Origin of the sequence: Paraburkholderia sp. BR10923 (assembly GCF_040948765.1) — a bacterium.
GTDB lineage: Bacteria > Pseudomonadota > Gammaproteobacteria > Burkholderiales > Burkholderiaceae > Paraburkholderia > Paraburkholderia youngii.
Genome location: NZ_JBFPKO010000001.1, coordinates 232,166 through 255,807, shown reverse-complemented (window position 1 = coordinate 255,807; position 23,642 = coordinate 232,166). Strand labels below are relative to the sequence as shown.

The 23,642-nt window shown below is 64.5% G+C and carries 20 protein-coding genes and 1 pseudogene; 13 read left to right on the top strand and 8 right to left on the bottom strand.

The features are described 5' to 3' along the window. The first annotated feature begins 282 nt into the window (after positions 1-282). From AB3X94_RS01170 to AB3X94_RS01160, 3 genes are all read left to right on the top strand, one after another. Positions 283-1,620, top strand: a complete 1,338-nt coding sequence (locus AB3X94_RS01170; protein WP_368610614.1) for an O-acetylhomoserine aminocarboxypropyltransferase — start codon at positions 283-285, stop codon at positions 1,618-1,620. After that, on the top strand, positions 1,617-2,450 hold the full coding sequence (locus tag AB3X94_RS01165; RefSeq protein ID WP_368610613.1) for an alpha/beta fold hydrolase: 834 nt from the start codon (positions 1,617-1,619) through the stop codon (positions 2,448-2,450). Before AB3X94_RS01170 ends, AB3X94_RS01165 begins: the two co-directional genes overlap by 4 nt. 117 nt (positions 2,451-2,567) lie before the next feature. After that, positions 2,568-2,888, top strand: coding sequence for a DUF962 domain-containing protein (locus AB3X94_RS01160; RefSeq protein WP_176108070.1), 321 nt, complete (start codon positions 2,568-2,570; stop codon positions 2,886-2,888). A 34-nt stretch (positions 2,889-2,922) separates the two neighbouring features. Here AB3X94_RS01160 and AB3X94_RS01155 read toward each other — a convergent pair whose 3' ends face one another. Then, a complete protein-coding gene (locus tag AB3X94_RS01155; RefSeq protein WP_176108069.1) occupies positions 2,923-4,233 on the bottom strand; it encodes a YihY family inner membrane protein in 1,311 nt (436 codons plus the stop codon). Positions 4,234-4,375: 142 nt separating this feature from the next. On the opposite strand from AB3X94_RS01155, the gene wrbA reads away from it, so the two are divergent. The 4 genes from wrbA to AB3X94_RS01135 are packed head-to-tail and all read left to right on the top strand — an operon-like array spanning position 4,376 to position 7,817. Beyond that, a complete protein-coding gene (gene wrbA / locus AB3X94_RS01150) occupies positions 4,376-4,978 on the top strand; it encodes an NAD(P)H:quinone oxidoreductase (protein WP_176108068.1) in 603 nt (200 codons plus the stop codon). Positions 4,979-4,988: 10 nt separating this feature from the next. Then, positions 4,989-5,507 (top strand): DUF2069 domain-containing protein, encoded by a 519-nt coding sequence (locus tag AB3X94_RS01145; RefSeq protein WP_368610612.1) that lies wholly within the window; start codon positions 4,989-4,991, stop codon positions 5,505-5,507. A 32-nt stretch (positions 5,508-5,539) separates the two neighbouring features. After that, complete coding sequence (locus AB3X94_RS01140; RefSeq protein ID WP_368610611.1) at positions 5,540-6,958, top strand: FAD-binding oxidoreductase; 1,419 nt, start codon at positions 5,540-5,542, stop codon at positions 6,956-6,958. 52 nt (positions 6,959-7,010) lie between these two features. Next, positions 7,011-7,817 (top strand): metallophosphoesterase, encoded by an 807-nt coding sequence (locus tag AB3X94_RS01135; protein WP_176108065.1) that lies wholly within the window; start codon positions 7,011-7,013, stop codon positions 7,815-7,817. A gap of 19 nt (positions 7,818-7,836) precedes the next feature. On the opposite strand, the gene AB3X94_RS01130 is transcribed toward AB3X94_RS01135, so the two are convergent. Both AB3X94_RS01130 and AB3X94_RS01125 read right to left on the bottom strand, forming a co-directional pair. After that, entirely contained in the window at positions 7,837-7,989 is a 153-nt protein-coding gene (locus AB3X94_RS01130) for a hypothetical protein (protein WP_176108064.1), read from the bottom strand. A gap of 198 nt (positions 7,990-8,187) precedes the next feature. Next, positions 8,188-9,126: a LysR family transcriptional regulator gene (locus AB3X94_RS01125; RefSeq protein ID WP_176108063.1), complete on the bottom strand. Its 939-nt coding sequence runs from the start codon at positions 9,124-9,126 to the stop codon at positions 8,188-8,190. A 211-nt stretch (positions 9,127-9,337) separates the two neighbouring features. On the opposite strand from AB3X94_RS01125, the gene AB3X94_RS01120 reads away from it, so the two are divergent. The 4 genes from AB3X94_RS01120 to AB3X94_RS01105 are packed head-to-tail and all read left to right on the top strand — an operon-like array spanning position 9,338 to position 14,291. Then, a complete protein-coding gene (locus AB3X94_RS01120; protein ID WP_368610610.1) occupies positions 9,338-10,963 on the top strand; it encodes an efflux transporter outer membrane subunit in 1,626 nt (541 codons plus the stop codon). Between the two features lie 8 nt (positions 10,964-10,971). Continuing rightward, entirely contained in the window at positions 10,972-13,188 is a 2,217-nt protein-coding gene (locus tag AB3X94_RS01115) for an FUSC family protein (RefSeq protein ID WP_368610609.1), read from the top strand. Continuing rightward, positions 13,178-13,378 carry a DUF1656 domain-containing protein gene (locus AB3X94_RS01110; protein WP_013089944.1) on the top strand — a complete coding sequence of 67 codons (201 nt, stop codon included), beginning with the start codon at positions 13,178-13,180 and terminating at the stop codon, positions 13,376-13,378. Before AB3X94_RS01115 ends, AB3X94_RS01110 begins: the two co-directional genes overlap by 11 nt. Positions 13,379-13,391: 13 nt before the next feature. Further along, the gene (locus AB3X94_RS01105) at positions 13,392-14,291 is read left to right on the top strand and encodes an HlyD family secretion protein (protein WP_176108060.1); all 900 of its coding nucleotides are present in this window, start codon (positions 13,392-13,394) and stop codon (positions 14,289-14,291) included. 114 nt (positions 14,292-14,405) lie between these two features. Here the strand turns inward: AB3X94_RS01105 and AB3X94_RS01100 are convergent, their stop codons facing one another. Genes AB3X94_RS01100 through AB3X94_RS01090 form a run of 3 tightly spaced genes read right to left on the bottom strand, consistent with a single transcriptional unit; the run spans position 14,406 to position 17,395 of the window. Next, a complete protein-coding gene (locus AB3X94_RS01100) occupies positions 14,406-15,224 on the bottom strand; it encodes an ankyrin repeat domain-containing protein (RefSeq protein WP_368610608.1) in 819 nt (272 codons plus the stop codon). An 18-nt stretch (positions 15,225-15,242) separates the two neighbouring features. Continuing rightward, positions 15,243-16,064 carry an ankyrin repeat domain-containing protein gene (locus tag AB3X94_RS01095; RefSeq protein ID WP_176108058.1) on the bottom strand — a complete coding sequence of 274 codons (822 nt, stop codon included), beginning with the start codon at positions 16,062-16,064 and terminating at the stop codon, positions 15,243-15,245. Positions 16,065-16,078: 14 nt separating this feature from the next. After that, positions 16,079-17,395 (bottom strand): DUF2974 domain-containing protein, encoded by a 1,317-nt coding sequence (locus AB3X94_RS01090; protein ID WP_176108057.1) that lies wholly within the window; start codon positions 17,393-17,395, stop codon positions 16,079-16,081. 110 nt (positions 17,396-17,505) lie between these two features. Here AB3X94_RS01090 and AB3X94_RS01085 point away from each other — a divergent pair. Then, positions 17,506-17,820 (top strand): annotated as a pseudogene (locus AB3X94_RS01085) (hypothetical protein); the annotation flags it as partial. On the opposite strand, the gene AB3X94_RS01080 reads toward AB3X94_RS01085, so the two are convergent. Beyond that, positions 17,775-19,376: a methyl-accepting chemotaxis protein gene (locus tag AB3X94_RS01080; protein ID WP_368610607.1), complete on the bottom strand. Its 1,602-nt coding sequence runs from the start codon at positions 19,374-19,376 to the stop codon at positions 17,775-17,777. The pseudogene AB3X94_RS01085 and the gene AB3X94_RS01080 sit on opposite strands and share 46 nt — an antisense overlap. 477 nt (positions 19,377-19,853) lie before the next feature. On the opposite strand from AB3X94_RS01080, the gene AB3X94_RS01075 reads away from it, so the two are divergent. Beyond that, a complete protein-coding gene (locus tag AB3X94_RS01075; RefSeq protein ID WP_368610606.1) occupies positions 19,854-21,119 on the top strand; it encodes an MFS transporter in 1,266 nt (421 codons plus the stop codon). A 712-nt stretch (positions 21,120-21,831) separates the two neighbouring features. Here the strand turns inward: AB3X94_RS01075 and AB3X94_RS01070 are convergent. Then, the gene (locus tag AB3X94_RS01070; protein ID WP_368610605.1) at positions 21,832-23,589 is read right to left on the bottom strand and encodes a ShlB/FhaC/HecB family hemolysin secretion/activation protein; all 1,758 of its coding nucleotides are present in this window, start codon (positions 23,587-23,589) and stop codon (positions 21,832-21,834) included. Between the last annotated feature and the right edge of the window lie 53 nt (positions 23,590-23,642).

Below are 23,642 nucleotides of genomic sequence, written 5' to 3'. Positions count from 1 at the left end.
ATCTCCTGGTACCGCCAATCTTGCAGTGCATTAAATGGTTGTTTCGATCCTATCGGAAAGGCCCATAAAAGGAAAGCGGCCCGCCAGCCAAGGCTCGGCGGGGTTTCGGGGGCTCCAATTCATCTGACTTCCAGATAGCGAGCATGCCCCGCTCCCGGCACGAGCCGCACAAATCCGCGGTCCATCCCACGGGAAAACCGCGCTTGAAGCGGCGCGCGCCAATGATAGGATGGCCGGCCTACCCTGATCATTCGCGTGGCCCCTCGCGGCCCGCCGCACACGATGTCCGCCAACCGTTTCGATACGCTTGCGCTGCACGCCGGCGCTGCCCCCGACCCCGCCACCGGCGCGCGCGCGACGCCGATCTACCAGACCACGTCGTTTTCATTCCGCGACTCGGACCACGCCGCCGCGCTGTTCAACATGGAGCGCGCCGGCCACGTCTACTCGCGCATCTCGAATCCGACCGTCGCCGTGTTCGAAGAGCGCGTCGCCGCGCTCGAAAACGGCGCCGGCGCGATCGGCACCGCAAGCGGCCAGGCCGCGCTGCATCTGGCGATCGCGACGCTGATGGGCGCCGGCTCCCACATCGTCGCGTCGAGCGCGCTGTACGGCGGCTCGCACAATCTGCTGCACTACACGCTGCGGCGCTTCGGTATCGAGACGACCTTCGTGAAGCCCGGCGACCTCGACGCGTGGCGCGCCGCGCTGCGCCCCAACACGCGCCTGCTATTCGGCGAAACGCTCGGCAATCCGGGCCTGGAGGTGCTCGACATCGCCGCGCTCGCGCAGATCGCACACGCGCACCGCGTGCCGCTGCTGGTCGATTCGACCTTCACGACGCCCTACCTGCTGCGCCCGTTCGAGCACGGCGCCGACTTCGTCTACCACTCGGCGACCAAGTTTCTCGGCGGCCACGGCACGACGATCGGCGGCGTGCTGGTCGACGGCGGCACGTTCGACTTCGAGGCTTCCCGCCTCTTTCCCGAGTTCACCGAGCCATACGACGGTTTCCACGGCATGGTGTTCGCCGAGGAAAGCACCGTCGCGCCGTTCCTACTGCGCGCGCGGCGCGAAGGCTTGCGCGATTTCGGCGCGTGCCTGCATCCGCAGGCCGCGTGGCAACTGCTGCAAGGCATCGAGACGCTGCCGTTGCGCATGGAGCGGCACGTCGCCAACACACGCCGCGTGGTCGAGTTTCTCGCCGCTCATGCGGTGGTCGAATCGGTTGCCTATCCCGAGCTGCCGACGCATCCCGACCACGCGCTCGCGAAGCGGCTGCTACCGCGCGGCGCCGGAGCGGTGTTCAGCTTCAACCTGCGCGGCGACCGCGCGGCCGGGCGCGCCTTCATCGAAGCGCTGACGCTGTTCTCGCACCTCGCGAACGTCGGCGACGCGCGCTCGCTGGTGATCCACCCGGCATCGACGACGCACTTCCGCATGGATGCCGCCGCGCTCGCCGCGGCCGGTATCACCGAAGGCACGATCCGTCTGTCGATCGGCCTCGAAGATCCGGATGACCTGATCGACGATCTCAAGCGCGCGCTGAAGGCCGCGCAAAGAACCGCCGCTGCGGCGCCCACCGCCACGAACGCCCCCGCCCGCCCGGAGTCCCCATGATCGTCACCGTCCAAGGCAAACCGGCCTACGCCTACACCGGCGGCAAACCCTTCGACGCGGGCCTGCCGACCGCGGTGTTCATCCACGGCGCCGAGCACGATCACAGCGTGTGGGCGCTCCAAAGCCGCTATTTCGCGCATCACGGCTTCGGCGTGCTCGCGCTCGACCTGCCGGGCCACCGACGCAGCGCCGGCCCCGCGCTCGCCAGCATCGTCGCGCTGGCCGACTGGCTCGCCGCGCTGCTCGATGCCGTGGGCGTCACGCGTGCGTTCGTCGCCGGTCACAGCATGGGCTCGCTGATCGCGCTCGACTTCGCCGGCCGCTATCCGCAGCGCGCCACGCATCTTGCGCTGCTCGCGACCGCGCTGCCGATGACGGTCTCCGACGCGCTGCTCGACGCGGCGCTCAATCGCGAGCCCGAGGCGATCGACATGGTCAACCAGTGGTCGCATTCGACGCTCGCCGCGAAGCCCTCGTGCCCCGGCCCCGGCTTCTGGCTGCACGGTATGAACCAGCGGCTGATGGAGCACGTGTCCGCCAGCGGCGAGCCGCATCTGTTCCACACCGATTTCACCGCCTGCCATACCTATGCGGACGGCCTCGCCCGCGCGGCGCAGGTGCGTTGCGCGACGCGCCTGATCGTCGGCCGCCGCGACGCGATGACGCCACCGCGCGCGGCGAAAGCGCTCGCCGATGCGCTCGCGCAGGCGGGCACGCCGGTCGACACCGTCACGCTCGATGCGGGCCACGCGTTGATGACCGAGCAACCCGACGCGACGCTCGATGCGCTGTACAGCTTCGCCACGCGGGCACCGCACGAAGGGCGCTGAATCACGACGATATCCACGCCGAACCCGCCGCGCCATCGGCCGAATGGCCAGGTTGCGTTAGGCAGGCGATCGCCGGAGAATGATTGAAGCTGTCTTTTTCAGCCTCCGGAGGCCGCTATGGCTCATACAGCACATACCGATCACTTCGCGAGCTTCGCGGAGTTTTATCCGTACTACCTGAGCGAGCATCGCAACATCGCATCGCGGCGGCTGCATTTCGTCGGCTCGCTCGGAGTCATTGGCTTTCTCGCGATGGCGCTCGCCACCGGCAACTGGGTATGGCTGCCGGCGGCCGTGGTGTGCGGCTATGGCTTCGCGTGGGTCGGCCATTTCTTCTTTGAAAAGAACAAGCCGGCCACCTTCCGTCATCCGCTTTACAGCCTGATGGGCGACTGGGTGATGTTCAAGGACATCTGCGTGGGGAAGATTTCGTTGTAGTTTTACCAACGCGGCTCGAAGTCGAGCCGCCCTGTCACGCCGCCTGGTGCGGCATCGAAGCCGCCGCGCGCTCGTTTCCGGGTCGCGCTGCCCTTGCCGCCGCGCGCGAGGCAAGGAGCGCGGCGAGCGTCACCTTCAGCTGGTCGTTGTCGAGCGCGGCGAGCAGCATTCCGCCGTCAACCCGCGTGGAGTCGAGTTCGAGCTGATACGTAAGCTCCGCGCGGTCGATCACGAACAGGTCGTACAGCCGCTGCACGGTCACCTGCGCCGGGTTCGCGAGCAGCACGTAGTGCGGGCCGGTATGGTCCTCCTCCAGCCGCGCGATCCATTCGATCTCCTCGAGACGCTGCAACAGCATCAGCGTCGTATCCTTGTCGCGGCGAAGCATGCGCGCAAGCTCGGGCATCGTGTAGCCACGTCTGCCGCCCTCACGCGCTTCGCACAGCCGCGCGAGCAATTCGAGCGAATCGAACAGATTGCTGCCATAGAACACCGGGCGGTGAAACTGACCGATGCGGATCGCCGGCAACGCCGATGCGATCATCGCTCCGGTCAGCGTGATGAACCAGCAGAGGTACATCCACACCAGGAACAGCGGCACCGCGGCGAACGCGCCGTACACCGCCGTATAGGTCGGAATACGGCGCACGTAGTAGCCGAAACCGCGCTTGGCGAGCTCGAACGCGACCGCGGCGATCACGCCGCCGACCACCGCGTCGCGCCATTCGACACGGCAGTTCGGCAAATAAACGTAAAGAATCGTGAACGCGAGCATCGTGAACGGCAGCGTGGCGCTCGCGAGCGCCCATTCGATCAGCGGCGTGATGCGCTGCGCGGCGCTAAACGACATCGATTGCGTGAACAGATACGACGAGATGGACAGGCTCACGCCGATCAGGATTGGACCGAGCGTGATGATCGCCCAGTACACGAGGATGCGCTGCGCGACGGGCCGCGCCTTGCGCACGCGCCAGATCACGTTGAACGCGGACTCGACGGTCATCATCGTCATCACCGCGGTGACGAACAGAATGATCATGCCGATCGTTGTCAGCCCTTTGGCCTTCGACGCGAACTGGTTCAGATACTTGAAGATCTGATCGTTCAGTTGCGCGGGCATCAGGTGATCGGCAAGAAAAAACTGCAGCGACGCCTGGAACGAGCTGAAGATCGGAAACGCGGTGAACAGCGCAAACGCGACGGTGGCGAGCGGCACGAGCGCGAGCATCGTGGTGAACGTCAGGCTGCCCGCGACCTGCGGAATCCGGTCTTCGCCGATGCGTTGCGCGGCGAATTGCGCGAGCCGTTTGAGCGTGTCGAGATCGAAACGCACCCTAACCAACAAACCTGCCTCCTTGCTTGCTGAACCGTCAGAACGGGACTGCGGGAACCCCTTGCGGCGTTTGGCCGAACCTCCTGGCCGAACGGCTATGAATGGCCTGTGCAACGGACCGAACCCCTATAATACCCGTTCAATGATGAGGCCTATGAAAGACATTCTCGTGCTTTATTACAGCCGTCACGGCGCCACGCGCGAGCTCGCGCTGGCGATCGCGCACGGCGTCGACAGCGTCCCCGGCATGCAGGCGCGCGTGCGCACCGTACCGGCGGTTTCCACGGTCTGCGAGGCGAGCGAGCCGGACATCCCCGCCGAAGGACCACCGTACGTCGAGCTGCGTGACCTCGAAGAATGCGCGGGCCTCGCGCTCGGCTCACCGACCCGCTTCGGCAACATGGCGGCCGCGCTCAAATACTTTCTCGACGGCACCACGCCGCAGTGGCTATCCGGCGCGCTGTCAGGCAAGCCGGCCTGTGTGTTCACGTCGACCGGCAGCCTGCACGGCGGCCAGGAATCCACGCTGCTGTCGATGATGCTGCCACTGCTCCATCACGGCATGCTGATCGTCGGCATTCCGTACACGGAGAGCACGCTGACCACCACGCAAACCGGTGGTACGCCGTATGGCGCGTCGCATTTCGCGCGCGCGGGCACGGCCGGCCATGGCATCTCCGCCGACGAACGGACGCTGGCCATTGCGCTGGGTGCGCGCGTTGCGCGCACGGCGGCGTCGATGTCCGAACGGCCCTGAGCGCAAAGCCGTGAACGACCCGCATCCGCAACCAACCGAACGCCACGACGCCCGTCGGGACGCCAGCGGCGCGGAATTCGCAAGCACGTCGGCAGCCGCAACCGTTGCACCCGTGCAGCCCAAAGCCGCCGCCGCGCTCGTCGCCGCTTTCACACTGGTCGCGATGATCGTGCTGGCGGTCGCATGGGAATGGTGGCTCGCGCCATTGCGGCCCGGCGGCTCGCTGCTCGTGCTGAAGGCGTTGCCGTTGCTCTCCGCGTTGCCTGGCGTGTGGCGACGTCGGCTCTATACGATGCAATGGGCGTCGATGCTGATCCTGCTGTATTTCGCCGAAGGCGTCGTGCGCGGCTGGAGCGATCATGGCTTGGGAGCGCGGCTCGGCGGGCTGCAAGCGGCGCTCGCCGTGGTCTTCTTCGCCTGCGCGCTCGCGTATGTCGGGCCGTTCAAGCGCGCGGCGAAACGAGCCGCGAAGCAAGCCGCAAAGCGGGCTGCAAAGCAAACCACCGGCGAACCAACCCCGCCCCGCTGACGTCCAAGCCTCAAAACCGTCAACCGATCCACATGAATCACACCGCTTTTCTCGCCGCCTGCCGCGACGCCATCGGCGCGGCTCACGTCCTGACCGATCCGCACGACACCGCTCCCTTTCTGACCGACTGGCGCCGCCGCTACACCGGCGCGGCCTGCGCGGTGCTGTGCCCGGCCACGTCCGCGCAAGCCGCCGCGCTCGTCAGGCTCGCGGTCGAACATCGCGTCGCGCTGGTGCCGCAGGGCGGCAACACCGGCCTCGCAGGCGGCGCGACACCTGACGCCAGCGGCGCGCAGGCGGTCATCAGCCTGCGTCGCCTGAATCGCGTGCGCGACATCGATCCGCACAACAACACGATCACCGTCGAAGCCGGCGTGATCCTCGCCGACGTGCAGAAGCACGCCGAAGCGGCCGGGCGTCTGTTTGCGCTGAGCCTCGCCGCCGAAGGCAGCTGCACGATCGGCGGCAATCTGTCGACCAACGCGGGCGGCACCGGCGTGCTGCGCTATGGCACCACGCGCGAGCTGTGCCTCGGCCTCGAACTGGTGACGCCGCAAGGCGACCTGTGGGACGGCCTGCGCGGGCTGCGCAAGGACAACACCGGCTACGATCTGCGCGACCTGTTCATCGGCGCGGAAGGCACGCTCGGCCTGATCACCGCGGCGGTGATGAAGCTGCATCCGCAGCCGGCCGCGCGCGTGACCGCGCTCGCCGCGCTCGCATCGCCGCATGCGGCGCTCGATTTTCTCGCGCTCACGCAACGCGTCGCCGGGCCGCTCCTGACCGGCTTCGAACTGATGTCGGATTTCTGCCTGCGCCTCGTTGGCCGGCATTTCGAACAGATGCGTTATCCGTTCGCCGAACCGCATGCGCAAATCGTGCTGCTCGAACTGTCGGACAGCGAAAGCGAAGAGCACGCGCGCAGGCTGTTCGAGGGGCTGATGGAAACCGCGCTCGAACAGGGTCTCGTCGAAGACGCCGTGGTCGCGGAAAACCTCGCGCAGTCGCGCGCGTTCTGGAATCTGCGCGAGCACATTCCGCTCGCGCAGGCCGAGGAAGGCCTGAACATCAAGCACGACATCGCGGTGCCGATCTCACGCATCGGCCACTTCATCGAAGCGACCGATGCCGCGATCGCGCAAGCCGCGCCGGGCGCGCGCATGGTCACGTTCGGCCATCTCGGCGACGGCAATCTGCACTACAACGTACAGGCGCCCGAGGGCGTCGATGCGAAGGCGTTTCTGCGCCAGTACCAGAGCCCGATCAACCGGATCGTCTACGACAGCGTGAATGCGCACCGCGGCAGCATCAGCGCGGAACACGGACTTGGCCAGCTGAAGATCGACGAAGCCGCGCACTACAAACAGGACGTCGAGGTGCGGATGATGCGCGCGATCAAGCAGGCGCTCGATCCGCTGAACCTGATGAATCCGGGCAAGGTGCTACGCTAATGTTTGAAGCCTCCGCGATCCGGCGCGGCGGCGTTTCGCAGGAGGCGCGTCCGTGAAGATTCGCGTGCTGTCCGATCTGCATCTGGAAAACGACGAGCCTGAACTGATCCCGCATGCGCAGGCGGATCTGGTCGTGCTGGCGGGCGACATTCACAACCACGCGGCCGGCCCGCGCTGGGCCGCGCAGGCGTTCGACGACACGGTGCCGGTCGTCTACGTACCGGGCAATCACGAGTATTACGACGGCGAGTTCGGCGCGCTGGAGAGCGCGACGCTCGACGCGGCCGCACAGGTCGATAACGTGCACGTGCTGAACAACGCCACGCTCGTCGATAGCCAGGGGCGCTGGCGCGTGCTCGGCACGACGTTGTGGACAGACTTTGCGCTGTACGGCGCGACGCCCGAAGCAATCGAGGAATCGATCGTCGCCGCGCGGCGCGTCATGCTCGATTATCGCGGGCTGATCCAGATGAACTGGCCGCACGACCCGCGCGATGCCGCGCGCGACTTCACGCCGGCCGATTCGCTCGCGCTGCACCAGCATGCGCGCGCGTGGCTCGAAAGCGAGCTGACCAAACCATTCGCCGGCCAAACGATCGTGGTCACGCACCATGCGCCGCATCGGCTGAGTCTCGCCGAGCGCTTTGCCGAGGACCGCGTGTCGGCGGGCTTCGTCAATCACCTGCCGGAGCTCGTGCGCGCGCCCGTCGCGTTGTGGATTCACGGCCACACGCATACGTCGTTCGACTATGTGGTGGACGGCACGCGTGTGGTGTGCAATCCGCGCGGCTATTTCGACCGGCGCACGCGCGAGTGGGAAAATCCGCTGTTTGCGTGGGACAAGGTCGTCGAGATCTAGCTGGTTCTAGCGGGCCCGCTCACCGCTCTGGCCGCGGCGCATCCTGTGACTCGACTTCGACCGGCACGAGCCGCGGCTGCTGTACACGCATGCGGCGCAGCAAATCGCGCGACGCGGCGACGCCGATCAATCCGAACATGACGGCCAAGCCGATCATCAGGTGCGTATCCATGGATGTGTCGTCCTTCAGTGGTTGCGAGGTGCCGAACGGCGGCGAATCCAGCGCGTCCGGCCAGAGCGGCGACGCGTGAACGACACGTTAACAAATCGACTGCGCGGCAGAAGTAAAGAAATGTTGCGACGCGGCGCGTGTGTAACAGGCTGTCACGTCGCGCGCGCCTCGAACGTCAACGCTTGACGAGCAGACCGTTCAGGTTCGCGCGAACTGCCGCAATTCTTCCTGATCCGCCGCCAGCGTCGAGGGCAACTCGTCGCGCAGGAATTCGACCCATGTGCGGATCTTCGCATCGAGATACTGCCGCGACGGATACAGCGCATACAGATTCATCTGCTGCGACGTGTACTCGGGCAGCAGCCACACCAGTTCACCGCTGCGCAAACCACTGATCGCCGAGTAGATCGGAATCAGCGCGATGCCCATGCCCTGGGCGACAGCCACGACCATCGCCTCGGCCACGTTCACCTGGAACGTCGCCGAACCGAGCGACACGACTTCCTCGCCGTTCGGGCCGTCGAAGGTCCATTTGTCGGGCGGGTACACCGGCGTCACCATCTGCAGGCAGGTGTGCTGCGCGAGGTCCGCGGGCGTTTGCGGCACGCCGCGCCGCTCGAGATACGCAGGCGACGCGCACGCAATGCTGAACGCGCTGCCAATGCGCTGCGACACGAGCCCCGAGTCCGGCAGGACGGTGGCGAGCGTCAGCGACACGTCGAAGCCTTCGTCGAGCAGATCCGGCATGCGCTGCGCGAGCGTCAGTTCGACATGCACGTCCGGGTAGCGCTGCTGGTAACGGCTCACGGCCGGCACCACGTAGTGCTGGCCGAAGCTCGTCATCGCGTGAACCTTCAGCTTGCCGGACGGGCGCGCGTGCGCGTCGCTCGCCTCGGCCTCCGCCTGATCCACGTACGCGAGGATCTGCTCGCAGCGCTGCAGATAGCGCTCGCCCGCCTCGGTCAGCGCGATGCGGCGCGTGGTCCGGTTCAACAGCCGCGTGCGCAGATGCGCTTCCAGATCGGAAACCGCGCGCGACGCGTAGGCCGTCGTCGTATTCAGATGTTGCGCGGCGCCCGTGAAGCTGCCCGCTTCGACGACGCGGACGAATACGCGCATGTTTTGAAGCGTGTCCATACCTATCCTCTGTCGACCGGAGTTTGCGCTCTAGCCCTTGCTCCGATCCCATGCAGCACAGTTGCGAAAAATCGGCAGCGATTGTTACACGATCAGCAATGGCCATTATCTCATGTCCCGTAAAAATGCCTTGCATCTTTACCGGTTATTCCGCAATTGATCGAAAAATATAATTGCGCACAAGGTTCTATAGTCAAATTTGGAGGAAATCGTGCAGTCTCCGGTACACAAAGGGATCGCCGCAGCCTCGGTTCTTACGATCCTATTAACAATCGCCGGATGCGCAAGTACCGGGGGCGTGGCGCCGCAAACGCGCACGATCAATCCTTCATCGCTCGACGCCGGCAACGCGATTCGCGCCGCCAACGCCGATGCGCAGTGGCCCGCCGCCGACTGGTGGCGCGCCTATGACGATCCGCAGCTGAACCGGTGGATCGCGGACGCACAGGCCGGCAATCCGAGTCTCGCGGTCGCCCAGGCGCGCGTGCGCGAGGCGGCGTCGATGGCCGGTGTCGCGCGCTCCGCGCTCGCGCCGCAAGTCCACGGCAGCCTGTCGATCCAGCGCGAGCAATGGCCCGACAATGTGTTCTACGGGCCGGGGCCGCTCGCCGGCGAGCAGTCGTGGAACAACACCGGTACCCTCGCCCTCGCCTATCACCTCGACTTCTGGGGCAAGGACAAGAACGCCGCCGAGCGCGCGCTCGACCTCGCACACGCGAGCGCCGCCGACGCGCGCGCCGCGCAGCTCGAACTGCAAGCGAACGTCGTGCGCACCTATATCGAAATGTCGCTGAACTACGCGCTGCTCGATATCGCGAAGGCCACGCTGCAACAACAGCAGCAAATCGTCGACCTCGCGAACCGGCGCCTGAGGGGCGGCATCGGCACGCAGCTCGAAGTGAGCCAGGCCGAAACGCCGATGCCCGAGTACGAGCGCCAGATCGACGCGATCGAGGAAAAGATCGCGCTCGGCCGCAATCAGTTGGCCGCGCTCGCGGGCAAGGGTCCAGGCGCCGGCGACGCGATCCAGCGCCCGACGTTGTCGCTCGCCGCGCCCGCCGGTTTGCCGGCCGCGCTGCCCGCGGATCTGATCGGCCACCGCCCCGACGTGGTCGCGGCGCGCTGGACGGTCGCCGCACAGGCGCGCGGCATCGACGTCGCCAAGGCCGGGTTCTATCCGGACATCAACCTGCTCGCGTCGATCGGCGGCTATGCGGCGATGGGGCCGCTGTTCCAGTTCCTGAAGAGTCCGTCACATAGCTGGAGCGTGGGCCCCGCGCTGACGCTGCCGATCTTCGACGGCGGCCGGCTGCGCTCGCAGCTCGGCGCCGCGTCGGCGGGCTACGACGAAGCGGTCGAGCGCTACAACCAGTCGATCGTCACCGCGCTGAAGGACATTTCCGACCAGGTGATCCGCATCCGTTCGCTGACCACCCAGGCCGACGACGCCGACCGCTCGGTCGCTGCCGCGCGCAGGAACTATGATCTGTCGCGCGAGGGTTTCCGGCGCGGCTTGACCGACTATCTGAACGTGCTGGTCGCGCAAAACCAGTTGCTGCGTGCGCAGGAAGGCGTCGCCAAGGTGCAGGCCGAGCGTCTTGGCGCGCATGCGTCGCTGATGACGGCGCTCGGCGGCGGTCTCGACGATCCGGCCAACGGTCCGCGGGATAACGAAACGTTGCCGGCGCATGGCAAGGGCAGCAACGAAGGCAAGAGCGGCTCGGCGGATTCCGGCACGGCGAAGGCAAAGGCGGATGCGAATGCCAACGCCAGGACGATCGCAGTCACCACCGCCACCACCGCCTCGCGCGCCCCGAACGCGCCCGCGTCCGAGTAAGAAAGGCCATGTCCTCGTCGCCCTCCCCGTCGACCGCGCGCCACGCGTCGTTCGCCGCACTCTACGAAGCCGCCGCCCACTGGGCGCGCACCGACGGCCTCGTGTGGATGTACCTGTTCAAATCGCTCGCCGCGTGTTTCCTCGCGCTCGGCATCGCGATGAAACTCGATCTGCCGCAGCCGCGCACCGCGATGACCACCGTGTTCATCGTGATGCAGCCGCAAAGCGGCGCCGTGTTCGCGAAGAGCTTCTACCGGATCTGCGGCACGCTGGTCGGTCTGGTCGTGATGCTCGCGCTGATCGGCCTGTTCGCGCAGCAGCCGGAGCTGTTTCTGATTACGACCGCGATCTGGGTCGGCATCTGCACTGCCGGCGCCGCGCGCAATCGCAACTTCCGTTCGTACGGCTTCGTGCTGGCCGGCTACACGGCCGCGCTGATCGGCATCCCGGCGTGGCAGCATCCGGACGGCGCGTTTCTCAGCGCGCTCACGCGGGTCGCCGAAGTCGTGATCGGCATCATCTGCGCGGGCGCGGTAAGCGGCCTCGTGTTTCCGCAATTCGCCGGCCAGCAGATGCGCAGCACTGTGCGCGCGCGCTTCTCGGCCTTCGTCGAATACGTGTCGGCGTCGCTGGCCGGCCGCAACGACCGCGCGCAGATCGAGGCGACCAATGCGCGCTTCGTCGCCGACATCGTCGGCTTCGAGGCCGCGCGCAGCATCGCCATGTTCGAAGGTCCCGATTCGCGGATGCGCGGCGGGCGCCTCGCGCGTCTGAACAGCGAGTTCATGACCGCGTCGACGCGCTTTCACGCGCTGCATCAGCTGATGAACCGTCTGCGCGAGAACGGCACCCACGGCGCGTCGATTGCGATCGACGCTCTCGAGCCGTACTTCAAGGAGATCGCGCCGTTGCTCGCGAAGTCGGGCGAGCCGGTGCTGAGCGCGGTCGACGCCGCGCACGCCGCGGCGCAGCTCGACACCTACAGGAGCGAATTGCCGAAACGCGTGCGCGCGACGCGCGACGAGCTCGAAACGCATCCCGACGCGCCGTTGCTCGATTTCGACACGGGCGCCGAACTGCTGTACCGCTTCATCGACGACCTGCACGCGTACGCGGCGACCTACGCGTCGCTCGCGGTCGACACGCACGCGCGCGAACGCTGGATCGAGCGCTACGAACCGAAAACCAACGCGATCGCGGCCGGCGTCGCGGGCCTGCGCGCAGCCATCGTGATGCTGGTGCTCGGCGCGTTCTGGATCGCGACCGCGTGGCCGAGCGGCTCGACGCTGACGCTGGACGCGGCGGCCGTGTGCGCGCTCGCGTCGTCGTCGCCGGACCCGAAGCGCACCGCGTTCCAGATGGCCGGCGGCACGGTGCTCGCAACGCTGATGGGCATGACCGCGGTGTTCGGCGTCTATCCGCACATCGACGGCTTCGTGATGCTGTGCGTCGCGCTCACGCCGTTCCTGCTGCTCGGCGTGTTCATGACCACGCGTGCGAAGCTCGCGGGCTACGGCGTCGGCTATTGCATCTTCTTCTGCTTCCTCGCCGGCCCCGACAACGTGATTCACTACGACCCGAGCTCGTTCATGAACGACGCGCTCGCGCTGGTGCTGTCGATGCTGGTGGCGTCGATCGCTTTCGCGGTGCTGCTGCCGCCCTCCACGCCGTGGCTGCGCAACCGCCTGCTCGTCGACCTGCGCCGCCAGGTGGTGCTGGCTGGCCGCGCGAGTCTTGCGCGCGTGCGCTCGCGCTTCGAGAGCGGCGCGCGCGATCTGATGTTCCAGATCAACTCGCTGTCGCAGAACGAGCCCGAAACGAAGCGCGACACGCTGCGCTGGCTGTTTTCGGTGTTGGAGGTCGGCAACGCGGTGATCGACCTGCGCCGCGAAATCGCGACGCTGCCCAACGAGCCGCGCTACCACAAGGCGGCACCGTGGCGCGTCGCACTGCGTGCGCTGCGCGATGCGCTCGCGGCGCTGTTCGAGCGGCCGCGGGAACAGCAATTCGCGCGCGCTCTCGCGGCGACCGCCGACGCGATCGCGCAAGTACAGCAGTTGATGGCCGGCTTCACGCCATCGCGCGAAGAACGCCATCAGCTGCTGCGCATCCTCAGTCAACTGCATTTCATTCGTACCGCGCTGCTCGATCCGCAGTCGCCGCTCGCCTCGGCGATCGGCGCGCGCGCGGACACCTCAGAAGAAGGAGCTCCTCATGCCGCGTGATATCGCCGTGCTAGATGCCTATGTGCCGGCCATTCTGCTGCTGTTCATCGCGGGCGCCGCGCTGACCTGGCTACTCGATCGCGTGATCGCCTATACGGGCCTCTATCGCGTGGTGTGGCATCCCTCCCTGTTCCGGGCGAGCTTGCTCGTGTCCGTGTGCGGCCTTCTCGGCCTCGCCGTTTATCGTTGATCAGAGTCGAAACATGACCATCCGAAATCTTGTGGGCTTCATCGCGACAGCCGTCATTTTCATCGTCGCGATCCTGATTGGCCGCGTGCTGTGGGTCCATTACATGGACGAACCGTGGACGCGCGACGGCCGCGTACGCGCCGAGATCGTCAACGTCGCGCCGGACGTGTCGGGCGCGATCGTCGATCTGCCGGTCAAGGACAACCAGTTCGTGAAGAAGGGCGAGCTGCTGATGCAGATCGATCCGTCGCATTATCAGATCGCGGTGGAGCAGGCGCAGGCCGCGGTGGCCGCGCGCAAGGCCGAATTGCAGATGAAGCGCGACGACGCGCAACGGCGTGCCGACATGGATTCGCAGGTGGTGTCGAAGGAGGCCCGCGAAAACGCGACGCATACCGCGTCCGCCGCCGATGCCGCCTATCAGCAGGCGCTCGCCGCGCTCGACGCCGCGAAGCTGAACCTCGAGCGCACGCGCGTCGTGTCGCCGGTCGATGGCTACGTGACCAACCTCTCGGTGTTCCGCGGCGACTATGCGACCGCCGGCGCCGCGAAGCTCGCGATCGTCGATAGTCGTTCGTTCTGGGTGTATGGCTATTTCGAGGAAACCAAGCTGCCGCACGTGCGCATCGGCGATCAGGCCGAAGTGCGGCTGATGAGCGGCGGCACGCTGCAAGGCCATGTGGAGAGCATCTCACGCGGCATTTACGACCGCGACAATCCGCAAAGCCACGAGCTGCTTGCGGACGTGAATCCGACCTTCAACTGGGTGCGCCTCGCGCAACGCGTGCCGGTGCGCGTGAAAATCGACTCGGTGCCGGCCGATGTGATGCTGGCGGCGGGCACGACCTGCACGGTGGTAGTGCGGCCGGGGACGGGTTCCAACTCCCACTTCGCGTCGGCCAACGCGAGCTGACGAGCGCATCGTTTTTTATAGCCGGAACTGTCTCATCTTCGCCTTCAGCCCTATCCGCCTTGTCGTATGCGAGGCGGTTAAGAACTTCTAACCTCTCGCCAGCGTGTAGCTGCGTCAAGGCAGCGGAAGCTTGCTGTCATCGAGCCGGCGCGGAGGATTGGCTCCCCAACGAGCCCGTATCTGCGCCGGAGTCTCCGGGGGCCATTTCACGCCCATCCTGATGATGCGGTCCCGGATTTCGACCAGTTTGACACCTGATTCGGAGGTGGGGCCTACATGTTCCATTTGCGATTCCAATTGTCTCGGAAACGAGATTCCATTGATGTTGTAAGTGTTCGGGTTTGCTCCGTGATCGAGAAGGTAATTGACTGCCCCGGTGTCATAGCCAGTTAGCGCTTCGTAGAGAGATGTGTTGCGCAACGAATCGCGCTGGTCCACATCCGCGCCACGCTCCACCAGCAACTGGAGTGAGCCCAATTTGCGATCGCTTGTAACAAAGAAAACGATGGGTCTGCGGCCCTCGATCATGGTGTTGGGATCAACACCGCCGTCCAGCATCGCACGCAGGAATTCCGGTTGCGCGCTGTTGAGCATGACCCCGAGCGGGTCACCAAAATCCGGCACTTCCTGCAAGGGATCGGCTCCGGCCTTCACCACCTCCGACATAACCGCAAGCCGATGCGGGTCGAGCTGCAATGCCTCCTGGAACGCAAAAAACAGCATCGTCATGTTCTTGCGTCCAGGCGTGTTCAGGTCCGCCTTTGGTGCCAGCCGCCTGACCTGCTCCATGTCACCTCGCTCGATGGCCTGCGCCAGTTCGAGTTGCGGGCCGCTAAAAAAATCAGTGGCGGGAAATTTTCTCATTGCATGAACCACTGGGGATAGCGCCAGTAACAGCACCAGCACGATCAGGATTCGGCTGAGTGTTTTCATCGCTTTCAGCCTCGTTATTCAAGGCAGCGGAAGCTTGCGGTCATCGAGCCACCGCGGTGCGTTTGCCCCCCAGCGCGCCCGTATCTGTGCCGGTGTCTCCGGGGGCCATTTCACGCCCATCCTGATGATGCGATCCCGAATCTCGATTAGCTTTATGTAGGTCGGGGAATTCGGCGCGGATGCGTTATCGGCAATGCGCGTTGATAGCGCCTGAGGAAACGACAGGCCTTTGATATCGTAGGTGTTGGGATTCGCCCCATGATCCAGCAAGTAGTCAATCTGATCTAGCGCGCGATTTGCCAGCGCCTCATACAGCACTGAATTACGCAACGAATCGCGCCGGTTCACATCTGCGCCACGCTCCACCAGCAGTTCGAGTGAGCCAGATGTCGACTCTCCTGCAACAAAGAAAATTAGTGGATCTCCCTTGTAGACCAGATTAGGATCAACGCCCCCGTCCAGCATCGCGCTCAGGAATTCCGGGTGGGAGCTGTTGAGCAGGACCCCGAGGGGGCTGCCAAAATCCGGTACAGCCTGCAAGGGATCAGCCCCGGCCCTCACCACCTGCGACGCAACCGCAAGCCGATGCGGGTCGCGCTGCAATGCTTCCTGAAACGCAAAAAACAGCATCGTCATGTTCTTGCGCCCAGGCGTGTTCAGATCCGTCTTCGGTGCCAGTCGCCGGACCTGCTCCATGTCGCCGCGTTCGATGGCCTGCGCCAGTTCGAGTTGCGGGCCGCTAAAGAAATCAGTGGCGGGAAATTTTTTCATTGCATGAACCACAGGGGATAGCGCCAGTAACAGCACCGGCAGGATAAGGATTCGGCTGAGTGTTTTCATCGCTTTCAGCCTCGCTATGACAGTGTTTCAAGTACGGAGATGTCCTCCGCCTTCTGCTGCTCGATGCCGTCAATTGCCTGCGTGATGAAGTGCCGCGACACGGGCGAGCCGCTGCCGGGAAGGAGATAGGGAGTTCCGACTGCACCGGGCAGGGGAGTCCACGTCTGTGCGACGGTCAGAATGTCGCCGTTCACATGGTAGGCATTGATGTTCGATGGCGTGACCTGGCCGCCGTAGTGTTCGACCGTCTCCGGGTGCAGACCGGCGGCATTGAAGCTCCAGCAGTCCTTGCCGCTGGCCAAAGAAGCGGCAGAACACAGACCGCCACCTAGCGAGTGTCCGGCAATATCAATTGGCGAGCGACTATCGCGCAGCTTTTCCCCAATATTTACGGCTCGCCTATAGTAAGGCGACTTCATATCCACGCTCTGGTTGAAGTTGTTCGACCAGTCGCTCAGGCTCGTCATTTCGGTTCCCTTGAAGGCGAGTGTCGGATTCATGTCGGCACCGAAGACCGCCGCATCCGGTTCGTATAGCTGCGCCCTGAAATTCGAGTCTTCGATTTCCAGGTCTTTTGGCTTCAAGCCGTACTGCCGTAGCAATCCCATATTCCCGCTGCGGTTCGCCCACCCTTCGGGCACTGGCCCGGACGGCTCGTAGACATGATCGGAGAGTCTGGCCTTCTCCACCGCGACATTGTTGCGTGCGAGCCGTTCAGCCGCCGTCCGCACGCGCCCGGACATGGCCGCATTTCCCGCCGCAATCAGCGCCTTGCGCGTCTGCCACCGCTGCGCCTTGGTCAGTGCCTGTGGTATCTCGATGTGTGGCGGTGTCGCCCTGGCTGCGCGCGCAGCGGCTAACTGGGCTTGCCAGGTGGCCGGATCATACTCGACGGACAGAATGGGTTCGCCGTCCGGATGACTGCCGGTCCTCGCTACGGGATTCCTTAACGGCGTGCTGCTGTAGGGTGACGGAAACAGGCTATTACGCGGACCTCTAATGGCAAGCAGTTTGCCCCGGCGAACCTCTTCGAGAAGAGCCACGATAACCCACCATCCATCGGTGTCAGGGTTACGGTCCCGCACGTTATGAAAAAACAGCCAGTGACTGTCAAGGAGATTCCTGACCAACTTCCGGTCCTGCTCCCACTTCCTGTGATTTAGTTCGGCAATCTCAAGAAATTCCCGGGTCTCCGCCCTGGCCTTCGGAAGGTCCGCGGCCTTGCCGAGGGACGCCTTATAGCGCCATTCGTCGCAGATGACGTAACAGGCACCCAGTGGCCGCTGGCAGAACAGCTCCACGGAGTGCATCTCAAATACGGACAGGGACATAGGTGTGTCGTTGGTCTATCTGAAGTCGCTGCCGGAGTTGACAGAGTCAGATAATTACCGTGCGACAGGCAGTCCGTACATGGGCGACCGCCCAAAATCGGCTTTCGATGAACCTCGCGGTGTTCAGCTGCGACTATGCGACCGCCGGCGCCGCGAAGCTCGCGATCTTCGATAGTCACTCGTTGGGGTGTATGGCTATTTCGAGGAAGCCAGGCTGCCGCACGTGCGCGTCAGCGATCCGGCCGAAGTGCCTCGCGCAACGCGTGCCTGTGCGCGTGAAGATCGACTCGGTGCCGGCCGATCTGATGCTGGCGGCGGGCACGACCTGCATGGTAGTCGTCGGGCCAGAAACGGCCCCCAGTTCCCACCGCGCCGCTTTTTACAGCCGGAACTGCCCCACCATCGCCTTCAGCCCGCGTGCCTGATCGTCGAGCGAGCGGGCGGCGGCGGTGGCCTCCTCCACCAGCGCCGCGTTCTGCTGCGTGCCCGCGTCCATCTGCGTGACCGCGAGATTGATCGCCTCGATACCGGCGCTCTGCTCGGACGACGCCGCCGAAATCTCGCCGATGATGTCGGTCACGCGCTTCACGGCCTTGACGACTTCGTCCATCGTCTGACCGGCGTCCGCGGCGAGCGTCGAGCCGTTGCCGACGCGCTCGACCGACGTCTGGATCAAGCCCTTGATCTCCTTCGCGGCCGCAGCACTCCGTTGGGCGAGATTGCGCACTTCCGCCGCCACCACCGAAAAGCCGCGCCCCTCCTCGCCCGCGCGCGCCGCCTCGACGGCCGCGTTCAGCGCGAGGATGTTGGTCTGGAATGCGATTCCCTCGATCACGCCGATGATGTCGCCGATGCTGTGCGCGCTGTCGTTGATGTCGTTCATCGTCGCGACCACGCGGCTCACGACCGCGCCGCCCTGCTCGGCGATCTCCGACGCGTTGTTCGCGAGCGTGCTCGCCTGCTTCGCGTTGTCGGCGTTCTGACGCACCGTCGACGTCAGCTGTTCCATGCTGCTCGCGGTGCGCTCGAGCGCGAGCGCCTGCTGTTCGGTGCGTTGCGACAGGTCCAGGTTGCCCATCGAAATCTGTCCGGACGCGGTTGCGATCGCATCGGCGCTCGACGCGATGTCGGCGACCGTCGTCGCGAGTCCGCTTTGCATGTCGGACAGCGCGAACAGCATGCTCGAACGGTCCTTGCCGCCGAGCGTAATGCGGTTCGACAGATCGCCCGCGGCAATGCGGCGCGCGATTTCCTTCGCGTACGCGGGCTCGCCGCCGAGCTGCGCGGTGAGCCGCCGCACGACCCACGCCGCGATGCCGAACGCGAGCACGATCAGTGCGAGCGTCATCACCGCGATCATCACGAACGACGACTGGTAGATGAAGCCGGACGCGTCGATCGTCGCCTTCGCGGCGGTGCCGCGCTGGGTGACGAGTTCGTCGACGAGCTTTTCGAGCTTGCCGGTTTCGACGAGCAGCGACACGTCCTGCGTGCCGACCTGCCAGTTCATCTGCGACAGATCGAGCGGCTGCGCTTTCACGAGCGTGACGAAGTCGCGCAGATGGGTGCTCCAGGTTCCAATCGCCGCGGCGAACGCCTTCTGCGCGGCGACCGCCTTCGCGTCGGACGGATCGACGTACTGTTGCAGCGTGCGCAGTTGCTCGTTCAGGCCGGCGAGGCCGCGCTCGATGTCGGCGCCGAGTTCATCGCGCTCCTTCGCGGTGGTCGCGGTCAGCAGCATTTTTTGCGCGCGGCTCGCGCGCAGCATGTGGCCGCGCGCTTCCTCGGCGGCGCGGCTCGCGACGTGGCCCTGGTCGTAGATCGATTGCGTGGACGCGTTCAGCCGGCCGATCTGCAGCAGCGAAAACACGCCGATCAGCAGTGTGCCGGCGAGCAGGATCGCGAACGCGATCCGCAGCGTCGCCTTTACCGACAGGCCGTTGAACTTCGTTGCCGCCGCGCTGTGTGCCACTGCTTCCATAGTCCCCAATCCCCACGTGTCGACGCGCCGGAAAGGTCGGTTCCGGCGTCCCCGCTTGTCTCTCCGGGTCTACGGCAGCCTGCCGCGCGATCTTGAATGTCGCGCGATCAGACGACGGCGGGTCGTGCCCCGCCGGCCGTTCCCGATCCCATGTTCGACGCGCCGCTTCGTGAGCCGCGCATTCGCGAGCGCTTTATACCGCAGACAAAAACCCGCCAAAAATGCCTCGACAGCGCAGAGCAGACGATTCGCCATTCGTCAGCGAAAGCGAAGTCATCCGGCCCCATGTCCGATTCGCGACAAAACTTGTCCTTACAATTCACTCCGGCCACATTAAACTTCGGCTGAATAGTCAAAACGCCGGGTGCCGCGACCAAATGACGCAGCGGTTTGCGGAACGCGCCTACGAAGCGCGCTGCCGCACCGGTTCCAGCGCCGATTTTTTCTCACATTTGCCTGATCTTCTTCTGCTCGCGTATGGAAACCAGCCTCGATAAAAGCGCCCTCGCCGGCGCATCCGCCACGGGGGCGAGCGCCTCCCCGGTCACCGCCGCGCCGGCGGCCGCCAAGGTGCAGCGCACCGTGTATTCCGTGCTTGGTGCAATCAGCTTTTCGCACCTGCTCAACGACATGATCCAGTCGCTGATCCTCGCCATCTACCCGATGTTCAAGGACAACTTTTCGTTGTCGTTCGGGCAGATCGGTCTGATCACGCTGACCTATCAGATCACCGCGTCGCTGCTGCAGCCGCTCGTCGGCAGCTATACCGACAAGCATCCGAAGCCGTACTCGCTGCCGGTCGGCATGGGCTTCACGCTTGCTGGTCTGCTGCTGATGTCGGTTGCGCCGAACTTCAGCGTGCTGCTGGTCGCCGCGGCGCTGGTCGGCTGCGGCTCGTCGGTGTTTCATCCGGAGTCGTCGCGGGTCGCGCGGATGGCGTCGGGCGGCCGTCACGGTCTCGCGCAGTCGCTGTTCCAGGTCGGCGGCAATGCGGGTTCGTCGCTCGGGCCGCTGCTGGCCGCGCTGATCGTGATTCCGCATGGCCAGCGCAGCATTGCGTGGTTCTCGGCGGCGGCGCTCGTGGCGATCGTCGTGCTCACGCAGATCGGCCGCTGGTACAAGCGGCATCCGTCGGTCAGGAAGGCACGCGGCCACGCGGCGCAGGCGGCGCTGCCGCGTAACAAGATCATCCTCGCGATGAGCGTGCTGGTGCTGCTGGTGTTCTCCAAGTACTTCTACCTCGCGAGCATCAACAGCTATTTCACGTTCTATCTGATCGACAAGTTCCATCTGTCGGTGCAGGCCGCGCAGATTCATCTGTTCGTGTTCCTCGCGGCGGTCGCGGCGGGGACGGTGATCGGCGGGCCGATTGGCGACAAGATCGGGCGTAAATATGTGATCTGGGTGTCGATTCTTGGCGTCGCGCCTTTCACGCTGCTGCTGCCGTATGCGAATCTGTTCTGGACCGGGTTGCTGACTGTTGTGATCGGGGTGGTGCTCGCTTCCGCGTTCTCGGCGATTCTTGTTTATGCGCAGGAATTGATTCCTGGGAAGGTGGGGATGGTTGCCGGGTTGTTCTTTGGTTTTGCCTTTGGGCTTGGCGGCGTTGGCGCCGCAGTGCTTGGGCAGTTGGCTGACGCTACCAGTATTGGGTTTGTTTATAAGGTTTGTTCGTTCTTGCCGTTGATTGGGGTGTTGACTGTTTTGCTGCCGGATGTTGAAGAGAAGCGGGTGAAGGGGTGATATCGCTGCGGGATGGGCCTTTCGTTCTTCCCAGAGTGTTGGCCTTTCCTTGCTTTGTTATCGGTCTATTAGCGTTGCCCCTGTGCGGGGCGGCACCTACTTTCTTTGCTGCTGCAAAGAAAGTAGGCAAAGAAGACAGCTCAAACCGCTAACTCTTAAGCGGGTCCCTCGGTCCACACAAGGTAGTGGTGCATCTGGAATCCGTGCTCCCGCACATTCCGCGTTCGTGGCAAGGCAGTCATTCTTCCGGCGGCGCTCCGCGCGCCGAATCCCCGCTCCAAAACCACTGGTCATTTCGGCGTGTCGCCGAGGCGGAGCCGAGGGCTCCCGCTGCGCGGGCAAGCCCGCCGGTTTCCCAGGCGGACCCGTCCGCGACGCACGTAGTGCGGAGTGGGAGGGATGATGGCTTTGTCACGAACGGGGAATGTGCGGGGGCACGGATTCCAGATGCACCACTGCCCCAACCAAGCCAGGGGACCCGCTTATGAGCTGACGGTTTTAGCTGTCTTCTTTGCCTACTTTCTTTGCAGCAGCAAAGAAAGTAGGTGCCGCCCCGCACAGGGGCATTATAAGAGTAAACCCGTATACCCTACAAGCCTTGTCCCATAAGGCTTCCAGCGATTTGGCCGGTCGCTGCGTCCGTCAAAACGCGTCCCGTGGGGAGCAGGTGGGGAAGTTGCGACGACTGCGCGGAAACGGCGCAGACGGTCTGTCAGAACTGCGCCGTCAACTGGAAGCCCAGCGTCACGCGTGCAGTTGGAAAGCCCGACGGTTTATAGACCGGCGTACCTGCAAAAAGGTCATAGGCGAGCGCACCGACCTTTGCCGATCCGCTGCCGCGCACACCGATCACCGCGCCCGCGAGTTGGGTACCGGCGAGAAATGCGGTGTTCGGCCCGAACACGCGGCCGTAGTCGATACCCGCATACAGAGACTGGCCCGTCGAGCCGATGGGTAACTGAAGCTCATTGCGCCAGAAGAAACCGCGCTCGGCGGCCAGCATCGTTTCGCCGTCGAAGCCGCGCACCGTGTAGCGGCTGCCGATGGTCAGGTCATCGATGTAGTTGAGCGTGTTGTTGGTGAACTGTCCGTGAACGCTTGTGACGTAGCGTAGCGGCTGGTTCGCAATCTGGAACGGCACCGACAGGTTCGCGTCGAGGACGGCCATGCGAAAGCGGTAGGTCGGGCCATTCTCGTAGAAGTCTGGTGTCGCTCCAAGTCCGCCCACACCCTGACGGTACGCGAGACTGCCGTCGAACTGCGATGCGCCGAAGTAGTGACGGTCGGTCAGTCCCGCCTCGATGAATGTGTTGTTGCGCCGCTGCTGCGGGATAGCGGTGTCTTCAATAAAGCTTTCACCGAAGCGCTTCGTGAGCCTGAACTGCGCGCCGAGTACGTTGTTCTGGCTGCGCATCAGGACCCGCGCCAGTTTCAAATCAACCGTCTGAGAATTGCCGCTCGACACGAAAGTCGTGTTGACGCCTGCGATCTGCTGATAGTACGTGTTCGTATAGGCCGACAGCGTGCCAGTCCAGTAACCCCACGGAATCGAGTAGAAACCGTTCCAGCCGTGCGAGCCGAGGCCTTTGTCGCCGAATTCGAGGTCCTGACTCACATCGGCGTTGAAAACGTCGTTCAGCCCGAGCGGATTGTCGATACCCAGGCTCAGGTTGCCCTGGAGCTTGCCGGTCGCGCGTGTGCCCGAGTTGTCCACCGAGGCGACCACTGTCCACGGCTTCACGCGCTTTACCGTGACGACAATGTCGCTTTCGCCAGGTACATCAGTTGGCTCGATTTTCATGTCCACGTCCTGGCTGCTGACGCGCTTCATCTGTTCGAGTCCCTGTTCGAGGTCGCGCAGGTTCAGCAGGTCACCCTCGCGGGCCGGGAAGGCGGTTTTCCATGTGCCGCGCGTAGCAGGTTCGGCGAAGCGGATCGCACGCACGACACCCGGCACCAGCGCGAACTTCAGTGCGCCGGTAGAGAGGTCCTGCTCGGGCAGCAGCACGCGCGTGGTGATGTAGCCCCGGCTCAGGATGACCTGTTGCAGTCCCTTCGTGAGCGTGTCGAGTCCTGCCTTGCCCACGCATTGCCCCGTGTAGTGGTCGAGCCATTCGCGGGCAAACGCGAAGCGGTCGAGCGGCAATGCGGATGCGCCTTGTGAGCGCACGGCATCAGGGAGCGTCACTGGCACGTCAAGCACGAACGAGTCAATGCGGAAGCACGGCGTTTCAGCCGGCAGATCAGACCAGCCAGAGGCGCGCTCAACCGCCGAGCGCACCGAGGGCGCATTAACCGTCGCTTCGCGTTCCTGTGCATTGCGTTGCTGCTCGACCTGCTGGTTCTGCTCAGCGTTGGCGCGCGCCGCTGCTGCTTTGTCCGCTGGTGTGGGCGTCGGCGTCTGCTGCGCATGGGCGAGCGTTATCAGGGCTGTGAGCGGCAGAGCCGCCAGCCTTTTTTGGAGTTTCATGTATAAGTGAGCAAGGAGAGTGTGACCGGAAGATCACACCCCGAATTTTCTAC

What these genes read in the sequence shown, in the direction of transcription:
- AB3X94_RS01170 (WP_368610614.1), top strand. Translation starts at nt 283, where the DNA reads ATGTCCGCCAACCGTTTCGATACGCTTGCGCTGCACGCCGGCGCTGCC.
- AB3X94_RS01165 (WP_368610613.1), top strand. Translation starts at nt 1,617, where the DNA reads ATGATCGTCACCGTCCAAGGCAAACCGGCCTACGCCTACACCGGCGGC.
- AB3X94_RS01160 (WP_176108070.1), top strand. Translation starts at nt 2,568, where the DNA reads ATGGCTCATACAGCACATACCGATCACTTCGCGAGCTTCGCGGAGTTT.
- wrbA (WP_176108068.1), top strand. Translation starts at nt 4,376, where the DNA reads ATGAAAGACATTCTCGTGCTTTATTACAGCCGTCACGGCGCCACGCGC.
- AB3X94_RS01140 (WP_368610611.1), top strand. Translation starts at nt 5,540, where the DNA reads ATGAATCACACCGCTTTTCTCGCCGCCTGCCGCGACGCCATCGGCGCG.
- AB3X94_RS01130 (WP_176108064.1), bottom strand. Translation starts at nt 7,989, where the DNA reads ATGGATACGCACCTGATGATCGGCTTGGCCGTCATGTTCGGATTGATC.
- AB3X94_RS01125 (WP_176108063.1), bottom strand. Translation starts at nt 9,126, where the DNA reads ATGGACACGCTTCAAAACATGCGCGTATTCGTCCGCGTCGTCGAAGCG.
- AB3X94_RS01115 (WP_368610609.1), top strand. Translation starts at nt 10,972, where the DNA reads ATGTCCTCGTCGCCCTCCCCGTCGACCGCGCGCCACGCGTCGTTCGCC.
- AB3X94_RS01110 (WP_013089944.1), top strand. Translation starts at nt 13,178, where the DNA reads ATGCCGCGTGATATCGCCGTGCTAGATGCCTATGTGCCGGCCATTCTG.
- AB3X94_RS01105 (WP_176108060.1), top strand. Translation starts at nt 13,392, where the DNA reads ATGACCATCCGAAATCTTGTGGGCTTCATCGCGACAGCCGTCATTTTC.
- AB3X94_RS01100 (WP_368610608.1), bottom strand. Translation starts at nt 15,224, where the DNA reads ATGAAAACACTCAGCCGAATCCTGATCGTGCTGGTGCTGTTACTGGCG.
- AB3X94_RS01095 (WP_176108058.1), bottom strand. Translation starts at nt 16,064, where the DNA reads ATGAAAACACTCAGCCGAATCCTTATCCTGCCGGTGCTGTTACTGGCG.
- AB3X94_RS01090 (WP_176108057.1), bottom strand. Translation starts at nt 17,395, where the DNA reads ATGTCCCTGTCCGTATTTGAGATGCACTCCGTGGAGCTGTTCTGCCAG.
- AB3X94_RS01080 (WP_368610607.1), bottom strand. Translation starts at nt 19,376, where the DNA reads ATGGAAGCAGTGGCACACAGCGCGGCGGCAACGAAGTTCAACGGCCTG.
- AB3X94_RS01075 (WP_368610606.1), top strand. Translation starts at nt 19,854, where the DNA reads ATGGAAACCAGCCTCGATAAAAGCGCCCTCGCCGGCGCATCCGCCACG.
- AB3X94_RS01070 (WP_368610605.1), bottom strand. Translation starts at nt 23,589, where the DNA reads ATGAAACTCCAAAAAAGGCTGGCGGCTCTGCCGCTCACAGCCCTGATA.